The organism is Kitasatospora sp. GAS1066B (assembly GCF_041262605.1).
Lineage (GTDB): Bacteria > Actinomycetota > Actinomycetes > Streptomycetales > Streptomycetaceae > Kitasatospora.
Genome location: NZ_JBGCCO010000002.1, coordinates 40,540 through 53,793 on the forward strand (window position 1 = coordinate 40,540; position 13,254 = coordinate 53,793).

Below are 13,254 nucleotides of genomic sequence, written 5' to 3' on the forward strand. Positions count from 1 at the left end.
CCGAACGGGTGAAATAGGGCATGGCTGGACATACCATCGCAGAGAGGCGTCGATGGGAGGCCAGTGATGACCAAGCGACCGGCGGGCAAGAAGACCAGCGTCAAACTCCGCCGCGGCACCCAGGAGATCCTGGAGCGCCGCGGCATGGCCGCCTCCGGTGGTGGCAGGCCCCGCGCCTTCGGCCCGGTGCTGCACACCGGCACCGGTGGCGGCACCCCGGTCGGCTACGGCACCTACGCGGCGCTGGCCGGCGAGGCGCCCTTCAGCCATGGCGGGCGCCGGATGACCGAGGAGCGGGCGCTGACCGGTGCGCTGCCCGCGCACGCCGAACTCAAGGGCCACCGGCACCGGGGCGCCGAGCGGCACTCGGCGCACTGAGCGGCAGGCAGCGCAGTAGCAGGGTGTGAGGGCCGGTACGCCGTACCGGCCCTCACCGCTGTGGCGGGGCCGCCGGCGCCAGGCCGTCCAGCAGTTCCCCCACCCGCTCGGCCAGCGCCTCCTCCGGCGGCCGCCCGCCCGGCTCCAGGCGCTGCCAGGAGAGGTCCCGCTCGTAGTGCTCCAGCGCGGCCATCGCCGCATCGACCAGCCGGCTCGGTCGCTCGGGCGCGGCCTCGGTGTCGTTCCGCCGCTCGTTCAGCTTCTCGGTCAGTTTCTCGGTCAGCTGGTCGAGCAGGTAGCGGGCCAGCGTGCCGCCCTGCTCCGGCCAGCGCGCCAGTGCCACGCGCTCGCGCTGCTCGGCCAGCCGTTCCAGCGACTCCGACAACTCGGTGTCGGGCTCGGGCTCGGGCTCGGGCTGTGAAACCGGTTCGGGCTGGGGATCCGGTTCAGGATCCGGCACCGGCTGCGGAGGCTCGAAGACCACCCCCAGCACCGCCCCCGCCGCATACAGCCCACCCACCACCGCCACCCCGGTCGCCCCGAGCCCCTCGGCCAGCGAGACCCCCAGGCCCAGCACCGCGGCGCCGCTGCCCAGATAGTGCGCCCGGCTGCCGAACCAACCCGGCAGCCCGCCCCGGCGCCGGTTACTGGTAGCCACGGATCTCCTCGAACACCCCGTCCAGCGCGCTCGGCCCCGCGGTCGCGTCGAACAGCTTGCCGCCGGTGGTGTCCGCGATCCCCTGCAACTGGGTCTTCGCGCCCTCGCCGAAGAGGATCGGGAAGACCGGCACCGCCTGGAGAGCGGGCGGCAGCACCTTGTAGAAGGCGGCGAAGTCGTCCGTGGTGGCGCCCTCGTTGCTCTCGCCGTCCGTCATCAGCACGATCGAGGTGAACCGGTCGTCCGCTGCCGACGCCTGCTGCTGCTGTTCGACCAGCTGGTAGGCGTGCTCCAGCGTGCTGTAGATCGCGGTGCCGCCGCCGGCCGTCAGGCTCTGCACGTCCGCCGCGATCGCCGCCAGCTCGGCCTGCGGCGCGGTGGCCGGGACCTGGTGGGTGTGCTCCCACTTCACGCCGTCGGCGAAGGAGATCAGGGTGACCTCCTCGCGCTCGCGGAACCCGTTGGCCGCCAGACTGCCGCCGGCACCGGTGAGCTGGCCGAGCGCCTGCTTCAGCCCGTCCAGCCGGGGCCCCGCCATCGACCCCGAGGTGTCCAGCACGTAGACCGTCCGGGAGGGCCGGCGCAGCTGGTTCTGGTACGCGGCCAGCAGCGCGTCCGCCACGGCCCGGCTGCCGGGGAACGGCAACTCGGGCCGCCGGTCGGTGCCCAGGCCCGCCCCCGGCGCCACGCCCGGCACCACCGGGCGCCGTTCGGTGGTGTCCGAGATCTCGCGCTGGACCTCGGGACGCAGCAGGTCGGCCGTCAGCCGGGCGAACGCGTCCCGGGCCGGGGCACCGGCCGAACTCAGCAGGGTGAGCGGGTAGTCGGCCGACACCACGCCGTCGGTGGGCCGGATCACGGTCAGTTGGGCGTCGGCGGGCAGCGTGCGGTTCAGCGAGAGCAACACCGACTCGTAGTTCACCAGCGCGCCCACCGAGGCGCCCGAACCGCCCTGCGCCGCGCGCTGGTAGGCCTGGGCCAGCCAGCCGGAGGAGCCCGAGGTCAGCTTCTGCCCCGTGAAGAAGCTCTGCAGCGCCGGGGCGGCCTTCGTCACGTCGTCTTGGGTGAGCGCCGCCTGGGCGCCGGAGAACGCCGAGGCCAGCCCGATCAGCGCGGAGAGACCCGAGTTGGACTGCGAGGGGTCCGCCATGCCGAAGGTCAGCTTGCCCGCCGTCACCGCCTGGCCCACCTGCGACCAGGTCGTCTTCGCCGGATCCCAGCCGAGCGCCGCCAGCACCGAGGCGCGCACCCCGAGCGCCACCGGCGAGACCATGACCGAGGTCTCCGAGAGCAGCTTGCCGGCCGAGCCCGGGTCCAGCCGCAGGTAGTGGTTGGACCCGAACCAGATCGCGTCGTAGTGCCCGTCCGCCTGGCCCGAGGCGAGGGCCGCGGCGCCGGCCAGGGTGCCGGTGTAGCTGAGCTGGACGGTGACCCCGGTGGCCTTCTGGACGTCCTCCAGCACCGGCTGCATGTCCTGGACCTCGCTGCCGGCCAGCACCCGCAGGGTGTACGGGGCGCCGCTGGACGGCGGGGCGGTGGGGGCGGAGCCGGCGGCGGTGGGGCTGACCGGGCCGGCCGGATCGCTCGCGGTCGGGCCGGGCCCGGGCTTGCCGCCGCTGTCGCAGCCGGTGGCCAGCGCCGCGAGGCCGAGCGCCACCGCGCCCACCAGGGAGCGGCGGGTGATCGGCTCGTTCATCAGCTGCTCCCCGAGGAGGACGCCGCCACCAGCTTCTTCAGGATGTCGGTGGTCGGTGCCGGCGGTTGGAAGGTGCCCAGCGAGCTCAGGTCGAGCGGGAAGCCGGTCTGCTGCTTCTTGGTCTTCGCGGTCAGGGCCTGGACCATCGCCTGCGGGTCGTTGGTGGGCCGGAAGCCGTACTGGGCCTCCAGTTTGATCAGCGTCGGGTCGGTCAGCAGGGCCTGTGCGAGGGCGTCGGCCGGCTTCGTCAACTCGACCACGGTGTGGTCACTCTGGATGTCGATGTCAGGGTAGAGCACCACGGTGTCGTCGGGCAGCGTGCCCTTCATCGCCTGCTCGGCGACCTCGGACTCGTAGGTCCAGCTCAGCGGCTTCCCGGTGTTGGCCACGAAGTCCCGGAACAGCTGGTCGCTACTGGAGAGCAGCGCCCCCTGATTCGCCATCAGGTAGCGCAGAAGCGGGGTGACCTGGTCGATTCCGGTCTGGTCCGAAACCACCTGGCTGTTGTTGGCGAGGTAGGACATCACCGCGAGGTAGAGCGAGGCGGAGGAGGAGCTGTTCGGGTCGGTGGTCGCGACGTAGATCTTCCCGGCCACGTAGCCCGGCCGGGCGCCGCCCGGCAGATCCTCCCAACTCAGCTTGCTCTGGACGTCCTTGAGGTAGGCGGCCATGTGGAAGGTCCAGACGTGCGAGGTCTTGTCCTCGGTCGCCAGGTTGTTCTGCGCCAGGAACTGGGCGGTGTCCGCGTGCGCGATCACCACCAGTGGCGAGTAGAACGGCCGCACCGGCGTGGTGGTGATCGTGGTGCTGATCGCCTTGGCCGCCACCGAACTGGCCGGGAACGCGAAGTCGAAGGGCTTGCCCGTCACGTCGTCGCCCATCTGCCAGGAGCCCGAGTGCTGGACCGAGACCGACAGCCCCCGGGACCGGAAGGCCTGCTGGACCTGGCCGTCGGCGAAGAAGTCCGCCTTCTCCGAGCCGATCACGCCGGAGAGCGCGACGGTGCCGCCGCTCGTCGACCCGGCCTTGGCCGCATGGTGCTGCACCTGGACCAGCACCACCACGCCGATCAGCAGGCACACGGCCACCAACACCCCGAGCAGTCGCCTCATGGCGATCCGATCCCCCGTCCCCTGTTCGCCGTTCCGTTCACGTCCCCGTCGCACTGTAGGGCCAGAGCGTCCCGCCGCCCCCGGAGCTGCGCCTGTCACCCCGGTGAACCGGGGGTGAACAGGCCTTCACGGATCCGTATCGGCTCGGTTCTCCCGTACCCGATTTCGTTGTTGATCAAGCGATGTCACGGCGCGTCAGAAAGTTCAACGAAGCTTTGCGCAGTGGTCACATGACGGTCCGTCGGAACGTCGTTGTTACGCGCGGGTAATGCATACCCTCGGAGCCATGCGCCGAGCAAAAATCGTCTGTACTCTCGGGCCCGCCGCCGACTCGTACGACCAGATCAAGTCCCTGGTCGACGCCGGAATGGACATCGCCCGCTTCAACCTGAGCCACGGCTCCCACGCCGAACACGAGGAACGGTACCGCCGGGTCCGCAAGGCCGCCGACGAGACCGGCCGAAGTGTCGGCATCCTGGTCGACCTTCAAGGTCCGAAGATCCGCCTCGGCAAGTTCGCCGAAGGCCCTGTACTCCTCGAACGCGGCGACGAGTTCACCATCACGGTGGAGGACGTCTCCGGTGACCGGGAGCGCTGCGGAACCACCTACCCCGGGCTCGCCAACGACGTCGCGCGCGGGGAGCGGATCCTGATCGACGACGGCCGGGTCTGCCTCGAAGTCACCCACGTGGACGGCCCGCGCGTCCACTGCATCGTCATCGAAGGCGGCCTGATCTCCGATCACAAGGGCCTCAACCTGCCCGGAGTCGCCGTCTCCGTGCCCGCGCTCAGCGACAAGGACGTCGCCGACCTGCGCTGGGCCCTGCGGATCGGTGCCGACCTGATCGCCCTCTCCTTCGTCCGCAGCGGCAAGGACATCGAGGACGTGCACAGCGTGATGCGGGAGGAGAACCGCTTCCTGCCCGTCATCGCCAAGATCGAGAAGCCCCAGGCCGTGGAGAGCCTGGACTCGATCGTCGACGCCTTCGACGGCATCATGGTCGCCCGCGGCGACCTGGGCGTCGAACTGCCGCTGGAGCAGGTCCCGCTGGTCCAGAAGCGCGCCATCAAGCTGGCCAAGCGCAACGCCAAGCCGGTCATCGTGGCCACCCAGATGCTCGACTCGATGATCCACGCCTCCCGCCCGACCCGCGCCGAGGCCTCCGACGTCGCCAACGCCGTGCTCGACGGGACGGACGCGGTGATGCTCTCGGGCGAGACCTCGGTCGGCAAGTACCCCATCGAGACGGTCAAGACCATGGGCCGGATCATCGAGGCCGTCGAGGAGGAGGTGCTGGACGCCGGTCTGCCCCCGCTGACCGCCCGCAACAAGCCCCGCACCCAGGGCGGCGCGGTCGCCCGCGCCGCCGCCGAGATCGGCGACTTCCTGGGCGCCAAGTACCTGATCGCCTTCACCCAGAGCGGCGACACGGCCCGCCGCCTGACCCGGTACCGCTCGCCGATCCCGGTCCTGGCCTTCACCTACGAGCCCGCGGTGCGCAGCCAGTTGTCGCTCACCTGGGGCGTGGAGACCTTCCTCGGCCCGTTCGTGCCGACGACCGACGAGATGGTGGCCCAGGTGGACGCGCAACTGCTCAGCCTGGGGCGGTGCGAGCGCGGTGACGTCGTGATCATCACCGCCGGGTCACCGCCCGGCCTCGCGGGGTCGACGAACCTGGTGCGGGTGCACCACGTAGGGGAGTTGGACAACTGACGTCGTCCGTCGCAGGGTGGGGGCGTCCGCGTGGAGCGGGCGCCCCCACTGCGTGTGGGCCGTCAGTTCGCGACAGACCCGAACGGTGCGGATCCGTCGGAGGACTCCGAGGCCGCGCCCTTGGCGTTGCTCTCGGCATGCGGAAGCGCCTTGGCGGCCGGGCCGCCGGAAGCACCGTTGAGGTCGCGGTGCACCGCCTGCGCGATCGCCTGGATCGTGTCGATCCCGTCCGACTCGGTGGTGTTGTCCTCGGTCAGCACCGCCATCCGGTACTCCTTGCCCGGCCCGGTGAAGATGCCCAGGCTGTGCACCCGCCACCCGTGCGTCGCCCGCGGCAGCCAGCCGTTCTTCACGTGCACGGAGATCGACGCCGGCGCCCCGAAGGGTGTGCCCCAACGCTCGTCCGCATCCACCTGGTTCATCAAAGTCAGGCCGTAGGCCTGCGCCGCCGCCGTGATCACGCTCGGGGTACCGGAGAAGACGTTCAGCATCTTCAGCTCGTCGGCCGCGGTGACCTGCGAAAGCCCCCAGTAGCCGCCGGCGCCCAGCTGGGTGTCGTCCATCCCGACCTGCTTCACGAACGCCTGGAGGCGCGGCATGCCCAGGCTCTGCCACAGGTTGGTGGCCGCCGTGTTGTCGGACGCCTCGATCATCTGCTGGAGGTTGCTGTCCTCCCAGTCGGTCAGGTACCGGTGCTCGTCCTCGGCGCGGCGCAGCACCGCGCCCATGATGGTCACCTTGATGACGCTCGCCGAGTCGAAGTGCTGGGTGGCGTGGTCGGTGCAGGACAGGCCGGTCTTGTCGTCCGAGACCGCGAAGGCCAGTGTGTCCTGACGGCCCGCCAGGGCGCTGGCGATGTCCTTGGACAGCCGGGCCGCCAGCTGGGGATCGTGGGCGGAGGTGCAGTAGGTCGGGGTGCCGGGCGCCGAGGCGGGCGCCGCCTGCGCGGCGGCGGGGACGGCTAACGCCAGCAGCGTCGCCGCCGCGCCGACACTCAGGCGGGCGAGCGGGCGGGGTATTCGGATGTGCTGGAATGTGGCCATGAGGCTCCTCTGGTGGGACTGGACGGGCCGTACGTGGACCGCTACTGGATCACGCGGTCCGTAACACGCGCGTTTGATCGTCGGCGGTTTCAGGCCTGCTCGCGGTCTACCGCTGGAGCACGAGGTCGCGCTGATACCAGGTGCCCGACTTACCGCCGAGGTCGGCCGGATCGGCCGGGCCCACCGGGACGAACCCGGCCTTGCCCAGTACCTTCTGCGACGCGGCATTGGCGCGAGAGGTGGCCGCCCGCAAGGTGCGCAGCCCGTGCCGCTCCGCCGCCAGCCGGCACAACTCCCGGACCGTCGCCGTCGCCACGCCACGCCCGGCGACGTGCTGCGCGACCCGGTAGCCGAGTACGGCGGTGCCGTCCTCGAGGTCGTACAGGTTGAACCGGCCCAGAACCGAGCCATCCTCGGCGACGAGCACGTAGAAGGCACTGATGCCGGCCGCTTGCTCGGCCAGCAACGCGCGGTGCCGGTCGGCGAATTGGTCGAAGAACTCGTCGCCCCGGTCGGAGATCGAGGTGGCGAAATAGGCGCGGTTCGCCAGCTCGAAGGCCAGGACCGCTGGGGCATGGTCGGCATGCAGCCGTATCAGCTCGGGCACTGGCCGACTCTACCCAGCTGGTGCTCCGGGACCACCTGAGTGGGGTGGCGCGCCGGGAGGTTCGCGCAAGGCGAGACGCTCTGCGAGGTCGAGCAGCTCTGCCAGTTGCAGCACCCGCCCGCCGTGGCCGGGAAGCGGGACGTGCAGGGACTCGGTCCAGCGGCCGGGGATGGCGCCGACACCGTACATCGCTCCCGCGAGGCCACCAGTGACGGCGGCTACCGTGTCGGTGTCGCCGCCCAGGTCGACCGCGGCACGCACGGCCGCCTCGAACGAGGTGGTGGTGCGCACAGCCCAGACGGCGGAGCCCAGGCAGGGCCAGACCGCGCCGTTGAACTCGGTGGCGTCGGCAGGGTGCCAGGTCGGCGCGAGGACGGTGGCGTAGCGGTCACGGTGCCCCGGGTCGACGTGGGTGAGGATCTCCGGGAGCGCGGCCAGCGGGTCGTCGCCCTGCAAGGCCAGCCGGACCAACTCGTGGAAGACGGCGGTCCCCTCCCAGGCCGCGCCGTCGCCGTGGGTCAGGGCGGCGATCCGGCGGGCGGCGTCCATGGTCGCCTGCCGCCCGTCGCGGGCGAAGTACACCGCCGAGGTCGCGGCCCGCATCAGCGAACCGTTGCCGGCGGCGCGCAGGTTGACCTGGAAATGGACGGCTGCGGCGAGGTTCCACGGCATGCCGTTGCTCAGTACGTCCTCGGTCTGCAGCCCGATGTCCTTGGGTTCGGACGCGGCCCAGCGCTGGAACCGGGCGAAGATGTCCGGCAGGTCCAACCCGCCGTGCTCCGGCGCTGGTGTTCGGCGCCGAGGCGTGGCGGGCGTTCCTGGTGGGCGTGCGGGCGAGGGGAGTTCGTGGGGGACTGCTGACCGCTGTGGGTGGCGGCAGCGTGCTCACGGTCGTTGCTTGAAGACCGCGAAGTCGCGGTTGAAGGCCGCGACCAGGTAGCCACCATCGGTGGCGGCAAGGCTGGTGCAGGGCGACGGTAACTGGACGACTGCTGTGCAGGTTCGGCTGGCCAGGTCCCAAACCCGCACTGTGCAGTCGTCGCTGCCCGTGACGGCAATGGACCGATTGTCGAGCACCGTGCACGCCAGTGCCTGCACCGGGCCTTTGTGGCCGGAGAGGACCTGCCCCACGGGTTGAGCCGTATTCAGGTCCCATACCCACACCGTGCCGTCGTCGCTCCCGATAGCGGCGACAGGGCGGTTGTCGAGCACCGTGCACGCCACGGCCTGTGCCCGGATGAGACCGCTGAGGGGCCTTCCGACGGCTTGACCGGTGGCCAGGTCCCACACTTGCAGCGTCCTGTCGTCACCTCTGACGATGATCACGGCGACGGGCCGGTCGCCGAGCACCGTGCATGTCACCACCTGCACCCTGTCGGAATGCCCGATGAGCGGGCCGCCGATGGGCTCACCGGTAGCCATCTCCCACCGCTGCACCGTGTTGCCCCGACCGTTGGTGACCGCGATGGTCCTGTTGTCGACCGCCGCGAACACCACCTCGCCGGCCCCGCGCACGCGAAAGGAGAGGGGGATGCCGACGGGTGTGCCGGTAGCCAGGTCCCAGATCCGCGTCGAGCCGCCGCGCCCGCTGGTGACGGCGACGGGCCGTCTGTCGAGCACCGTACACATCACCGAAGTCACCCGGGATTGGCGTCCGACGAGTGGCTTGCTGAGAGCCGTGCCGGTGGCCAGATCCCACACCCGGACCGTCCCGTCGTCGCTGCTGGTGACGGTCACGGGCCGGTCGTTCAGAACGGTGCACGTCACTGCCTGCACCATGCCGGCGTCCTCGGATGTCTCGTCGATCGGTCTGTTGGCAGCCAGATCCCACACGCGCATCGTCTCGTCAAGGCTGCCGGTGACAGCAACAGGCTGGCCGCTGACCATCGAGCACGCCACTGAGTACACCGAGTCGTTGTGACCAGAGAGGGGCCCGCCCAAGGGGCGACTCGTCGTCAGATCCCAGACTCGGACACTGCGGTCGCTGCTGCTGGTAACGGCGATCGGGCGGCCCTCCAGCGCGGTGCAAGCCACCGCTCGCACCGGCTCGTTGTGACCGGCAAGAGGGTCACCGATGAGTTGACCTGTAGTCAGATCCCATATCCCCACCGCGAGGTCCTCGCCACCGCTGACGGCGATGGGCCGACCTTGCAGCATGGTGCAGGCCACCGCATACACCCGGCCGATGTGGCCGGTGAAGGGCTCACCGATGGGAGCCAGAGTTTCCAGGTCCCAGGTTCGGATGGTGTGGTCGTTGCCGCCGGTGACGGCGATCGGGCGGCCGTCCAGCATCGTGCAGGCCACTGCTCGTACGGACCCGTTGTGACCGGTCAGGGGCACACCGATGGGTTGACCTGTGATCAGATCCCACAGCCGCACCGAGGAATCGTCGCCGCCGGTGACGGCGATCGGGCGGCCGTCCAGCATGGTGCAGGCCACTGCTCGTACGGAGCCGCTGTGGCCGGTGAGAGGTTCGCCGAGGGGAATCAGGGCTTCCAGGTCCCACAGTCGCACCGAGTGGTCGTCGCCGCCGCTGACGGCGATCGGGCGGCCGTCCAGCATGGTGCACGCCACCGCTTGCACCCAGCTGATGTGGCCGCGGAGAGGCTTGGGGAAAGGCCGACCGGTACTCAGGTCCCACAGCCGCACAGTGAAGTCGTCGCCGCCGCTGACGGCGATCGGACGGCTGTGCAGCATGGTGCACGCCACGGCCTGCACGGGACCGTCATGGCCGCTCAGGACATTGCGAAGCGCGTGCGACAGTGACCCTGCGGTGCCATGGAGCGCCGTCCAGCCGCCTCGGCCTGTCCTGCTGCTCAGCGCTGCGGACAGCGCCGAGTCCTGGTAGCGGACCGCGTCGAGTGCGAGCAACTGGCGGCGCCGGTCAGGGGCGAGGCTCCGGTGTGTGCCGATGGACGCCAGATAGACCGCCGCCGCCAACCGCGCCCCCTCCGTCCCTGCCGCCCGCAGATGCGGCGCCAGCCCGTCCGCCTCCGCGTGCACCAGGAATTCCACCTCCCCCAGCGCCTCGTCCAGCACCCCGCCCCCCACCGCATGCGCCGCCAAGTACCGCAACGCATACGGATGCGCGTGCCCCCAGTCCCGCGTGCCGTCCGAGCCGTACGGCACCCGCTCGACCAGCGTCCGCGCGAACGCCGTGTGCACGCGACCCGCGTCCACCCCGGTCCGCAGGTGCTCCACCAGCGCCTGGTGGTACACCCGGTACGCCGAGCGGTCCGCCTCCACCGCTTCCACCATGTACGAACCCGCCGACCGGCGCAGCCAGGTCACGTCCTCGTCCGTGTACCGCCGCCCGCTGATCGCGCTCGCCAGTGGGGCCCAGAGGTTCTCCCAGGGCAGGCCCTGCCCCTGGGCATAGGCGAGCGGCCGCAGCAGGTCGGTCGCCCGCTCGGCGTCCGGGCCCAACCGCACGGACAGGTCGCGGGCCATCGCCTGGCCCGCATGGCGCGGCAGACCCGCGCGCCACGCAGGATCGGCCGGGTCGGCCGGAACGCTCACATCGGCCTCGGTCCGCGCGGTGATCCGCGCGACCAGGAACGACCGACCCGCCGCCTCCGCGATAGCGGCCGCGACGGCCTGGCGCTGCGAGGCGGGGCACACACGGTACGGCGAATCGGGCGCACCCTGCAGCAGGTTGCGGACGGTGTAGACGAGGACCGCCTCCGGGTCCGCGTACCGCTCCGCATCGAGATCGATCGTGCCCTCGCGCCGCACCCCGAGCTGCGGCAGCAGATGCGGTCGGGTCCCCAGCAGCAGGCGGATCCGCCCGCGCGCGTAATCGACCAGCGGGCGCAGCACCGTGCTGCAAAGACTGTCGGGAGTGGCGGCCTCGTCCAGAGCGTCGACCACGACGGTCAACGGCCGCTCCCGTCCGGTGAGCGCATCCAGCAACGTGCCGACCGTGACCGCATCGGACCCGGCCGCGGCCGCGATACCCGCCAGGACCTGCTGGTCGGTCAAGGCCTGCGCATAGATCGCCACATCGACGCCCCGCGCGGCGCTCACCAGGCCGGCGTCGAGGCCGAGCGTGTGGACGGGGACGGTATGCCGACGCTCGGCGTGAGCCAAGATCGCCACCAGCCCCAGCACCGCCGTCTTGCCGGACCCCGGCCCGGCCGTCACCGCCAGCGCGGGGCGCTGCGCCGCCGGGGCGAGAAGCCAGTCGGTGATCTCGCCGAGCGCCGTGCGTCGGCCCGCGAACCACCAGCCCGAGGGGTCAGGACCGTCGCCCCACCCGCCCGAGTTCGAGCCGCCACCCGCCGCGCGCAACGCGAAGCGGTTGCTCAGCTCCTGCTCCCGCCGGTCCGCCTGCCGCTGCCATCGCAAGGTCTGCTGCAACGCCAGGTCGACCTCCGTCAACTCCGGCTCGTACCGGGCGTTCGGCAGGAACTCCGGCACCGCCCCCGTCAACCCGATCTGCGCCAGCCCCACCCGCTGGAACCCGCCCTCGCGGTTCATGTGCTGCACCACCGCGTCCAGCGCCAGCGCCCGCGGACCGTGCCCCGCCGTCGCCAGGCTGCGCGCCGCCTCCCGCAGCCGGCGCGGGAACGCGCCCGTCTCCGCCTGCTCCAACGGCTGCGCCGACGACACCACCACCAGCCCCGAGCCAGGCCGCCGAGCCCAGCGCGGACTCATCCGCTCCAGTGCTGCCGACACCAACTCGGCACCGCCCTGCCCCGAGTAGCAGGTGTCCAGCAGCAGGAGCAGCCGGCGCACCTTCGTGCCGCCCAGCAACTGGCGGGCCAACTCCTCGGTGAGCAGCGCGCCGGCGATGTCGTCCGGATCGGTGTCCGAGGTCAGCAGCACGTGCCCGCCGCCCGCGTCCTCGTCCAGTACCTCGCCGTGGCCGCCGATGTAGACGGCGATCAGGTCGTCCTCGCGGCGCTCCTCGGAGCGGCAGAACGCCCTCAGTCGTTCCGTCAGCTGACTCTGCGTCGGGTCCAGGCCGAGATCGCTGACGTGCTGGTAGCCGAAGCGGCCGGTGAACAGGTCGATGATGTCCTGCCGGGCCTCGACCAGCCCCGGACGGTCCCAGGCGGACGCGTTCTTGTAGTGGGCGACGGCCGTGGCGATCAGGAAGCGGCGCGGCTGGACCTCAGACGCCATCCAGGCCCTCCGCAATGGCTGCGCCGGTCAACTCGCTGGTCAGGTACGCGGTCGCGTCGTGCGCGTGGCTGCCGTTGTGGACCAGCGCCGAGCGCAGCCGTGCGCCGAAGGCGGGGCGCAGGTCCTTCACCAGGGCCACCACGTCGCCCGCGTCCGCCACGTTCGTCCAGGCCAGCACGCCCGGCCAGCCACCGGGTTCCGGCTGCAGCCGATCGAAGATCATCGGGATGCCGAGCGGCGACCCCAGTGTCACCAACGCCCGCACGCCGTGCCCCGGCAGCGCGCACAGCGCCTCGTACGCGACCACCGAGCCGAGCGAGTGCCCCACCACCACCCGGGTGTCCGCGCCGATCAGTGCCGTCACCCGTTCCCGCGCCACCGACCGGAGTTGAGGATCCGTCAGATAGCGACTGACCTGCTTCAGGTCGAACACCAGCGCCCGCAGCGCGAGATCCGAGAAGAACCGCGAACTCGCCAGCGCCCGCAACGCGGCCTGCGCGGAACGCGGAGCCCGCGCCAGCGTCTGGGCGCCGGGCGGCACCACCCGCTCGTCCACCTCGGCGGCTGCCTGCCACCAGGCGAGCAACAGGTCCTGCTCAAGCCCCTCGTCCACGTCGGCGGCGGTGTACGGCGGGTCGCCCGCCGCGAGCATCCCGCCCGGCGGACGGAACAGGTCACCGTAGAAGCCCATCGCGACCTCGGCAACCGGGAGTTCAGCTGCCCCGGCCCGGCGCAGGCCGTCCGACAGGGCCGGGGCCCAACTCCGCAGCAGGCTCTGCTCGCCGAGCTGCTGCTGGCCCACCCCGTGCACCGCGACTACCCGCGCCATCTCGCGACTCCCCTTCCGCGCTCACCAGTTGGCAGACGCCACTGTAGGGCCTGTGGTGACGGCGGGAGTCAGAGCCTCGCGCTAGCGTCT

9 protein-coding genes and 1 pseudogene are annotated in these 13,254 nt (G+C 71.3%); 2 read left to right on the top strand and 8 right to left on the bottom strand.

What is annotated here, in order from left to right:
- Nucleotides 1–66: 66 nt before the first annotated feature.
- Nucleotides 67–378, top strand: a complete 312-nt coding sequence (locus ABH937_RS01785) for a hypothetical protein (protein ID WP_370216890.1) — start codon at nt 67–69, stop codon at nt 376–378.
- A gap of 52 nt (nt 379–430) precedes the next feature.
- Here ABH937_RS01785 and ABH937_RS01790 read toward each other — a convergent pair whose 3' ends face one another.
- Genes ABH937_RS01790 through ABH937_RS01800 form a run of 3 tightly spaced genes read right to left on the bottom strand, consistent with a single transcriptional unit; the run spans nt 431 to nt 3,844 of the window.
- A complete protein-coding gene (locus ABH937_RS01790; RefSeq protein WP_370216891.1) occupies nt 431–1,036 on the bottom strand; it encodes a hypothetical protein in 606 nt (201 codons plus the stop codon).
- Entirely contained in the window at nt 1,023–2,732 is a 1,710-nt protein-coding gene (locus ABH937_RS01795) for a substrate-binding domain-containing protein (protein WP_370216892.1), read from the bottom strand. Before ABH937_RS01795 ends, ABH937_RS01790 begins: the two co-directional genes overlap by 14 nt.
- Nucleotides 2,732–3,844 carry a hypothetical protein gene (locus tag ABH937_RS01800; RefSeq protein WP_280687076.1) on the bottom strand — a complete coding sequence of 371 codons (1,113 nt, stop codon included), beginning with the start codon at nt 3,842–3,844 and terminating at the stop codon, nt 2,732–2,734. The genes ABH937_RS01795 and ABH937_RS01800 overlap by 1 nt, the downstream gene beginning before the upstream one ends.
- A gap of 268 nt (nt 3,845–4,112) precedes the next feature.
- Here ABH937_RS01800 and pyk point away from each other — a divergent pair, with 268 nt between their 5' ends.
- Complete coding sequence (gene pyk / locus ABH937_RS01805; RefSeq protein WP_370216893.1) at nt 4,113–5,558, top strand: pyruvate kinase; 1,446 nt, start codon at nt 4,113–4,115, stop codon at nt 5,556–5,558.
- Nucleotides 5,559–5,620: 62 nt separating this feature from the next.
- On the opposite strand, the gene ABH937_RS01810 is transcribed toward pyk, so the two are convergent.
- From ABH937_RS01810 to ABH937_RS01830, 5 genes and pseudogenes are all read right to left on the bottom strand, one after another.
- Entirely contained in the window at nt 5,621–6,601 is a 981-nt protein-coding gene (locus ABH937_RS01810) for a serine hydrolase (RefSeq protein WP_370216894.1), read from the bottom strand.
- 106 nt (nt 6,602–6,707) lie between these two features.
- Nucleotides 6,708–7,208, bottom strand: coding sequence for a GNAT family N-acetyltransferase (locus ABH937_RS01815; RefSeq protein ID WP_370216895.1), 501 nt, complete (start codon nt 7,206–7,208; stop codon nt 6,708–6,710).
- 9 nt (nt 7,209–7,217) lie between these two features.
- Nucleotides 7,218–7,988: pseudogene (locus ABH937_RS01820) on the bottom strand (ADP-ribosylglycohydrolase family protein); the annotation flags it as partial.
- A gap of 105 nt (nt 7,989–8,093) precedes the next feature.
- A complete protein-coding gene (locus ABH937_RS01825; protein ID WP_370216896.1) occupies nt 8,094–12,335 on the bottom strand; it encodes a caspase family protein in 4,242 nt (1,413 codons plus the stop codon).
- Nucleotides 12,325–13,164: a hypothetical protein gene (locus ABH937_RS01830; protein ID WP_370216897.1), complete on the bottom strand. Its 840-nt coding sequence runs from the start codon at nt 13,162–13,164 to the stop codon at nt 12,325–12,327. The genes ABH937_RS01825 and ABH937_RS01830 overlap by 11 nt, the downstream gene beginning before the upstream one ends.
- Between the last annotated feature and the right edge of the window lie 90 nt (nt 13,165–13,254).

Coding starts and splice junctions, on each gene's coding strand:
- ABH937_RS01810 (WP_370216894.1), bottom strand. CDS start 6,601: ATGGCCACATTCCAGCACATCCGAATACCCCGCCCGCTCGCCCGCCTG.
- ABH937_RS01825 (WP_370216896.1), bottom strand. CDS start 12,335: ATGGCGTCTGAGGTCCAGCCGCGCCGCTTCCTGATCGCCACGGCCGTC.
- ABH937_RS01785 (WP_370216890.1), top strand. CDS start 67: ATGACCAAGCGACCGGCGGGCAAGAAGACCAGCGTCAAACTCCGCCGC.
- ABH937_RS01800 (WP_280687076.1), bottom strand. CDS start 3,844: ATGAGGCGACTGCTCGGGGTGTTGGTGGCCGTGTGCCTGCTGATCGGC.
- ABH937_RS01830 (WP_370216897.1), bottom strand. CDS start 13,164: ATGGCGCGGGTAGTCGCGGTGCACGGGGTGGGCCAGCAGCAGCTCGGC.
- ABH937_RS01795 (WP_370216892.1), bottom strand. CDS start 2,732: ATGAACGAGCCGATCACCCGCCGCTCCCTGGTGGGCGCGGTGGCGCTC.
- pyk (WP_370216893.1), top strand. CDS start 4,113: ATGCATACCCTCGGAGCCATGCGCCGAGCAAAAATCGTCTGTACTCTC.